Below are 623 nucleotides of genomic sequence, written 5' to 3'. Positions count from 1 at the left end.
GACCGGATGCCCGGACGGGTGCCGGTGCCGGTGGCCCGACGACGACGAACGCTTCGAATGCGGGTGCCCCGGCTGCGCCGACTGGCGGCCGATCCCGGCGATCGACTGGGTCATCGTCGGCGGCGAATCCGGGCCCCACGCCCGGCCGATCGAGGCGGACTGGGTGCGCGACCTGCGCGACCAGTGCGTCGAGGCCGGGACCGCGTTCTTCTTCAAGCAGTGGGGTGGTCGCACCCCGAAAACGGCCGGGCGCGAACTCGACGGCCGGATCTGGAACCAGTACCCGCAGAACAGGAGCACCCCATGCCACGCCTGATGTCGGTCTCGCTCACCGAGGACCAGGTCCGCGACCGCACCAAGACCGTCACCCGCCGCACGGGCTGGCTGATGCTGACGCCCGGCACCCGGCTCACGCTGTGCCGCAAGGTGATGGGCCGCCGCCGCGGCGAACCACTTGTACGGATCGTCGATGTCGAAGTTCTCGACGTGCGCCGCGAGCGCCTCGACACCATCACGAACGAAGAAGTCCGCGCCGAGGGCTTCCCTGAGATGACGCCGGCGCAGTTCGGCGAGTTCTTCTGCGGCAGCCACACCGGCTGCACCCCGGACTCGATGGTCACCCG

At 70.3% G+C, this 623-nt stretch carries 2 protein-coding genes; both read left to right on the top strand.

Annotated features, from left to right (window positions below; all coding sequences use genetic code 11):
- Window positions 1–316, top strand: a 316-nt coding sequence (locus A5780_RS06465; RefSeq protein WP_156769387.1) for a DUF5131 family protein, incomplete at its 5' end; no start/stop codon positions are given.
- Window positions 304–623, top strand: a 320-nt coding sequence (locus A5780_RS40675; RefSeq protein ID WP_064908009.1) for a hypothetical protein, incomplete at its 3' end; no start/stop codon positions are given. The genes A5780_RS06465 and A5780_RS40675, both read left to right, overlap by 13 nt.

It is taken from the genome of Nocardia sp. 852002-20019_SCH5090214 (genome assembly GCF_001665865.1).
GTDB classification, from domain to species: domain Bacteria; phylum Actinomycetota; class Actinomycetes; order Mycobacteriales; family Mycobacteriaceae; genus Nocardia; species Nocardia nova.
Note: the sequence above shows the minus strand (reverse complement) of the source record. Positions and strands in the feature narration are given on the sequence as shown.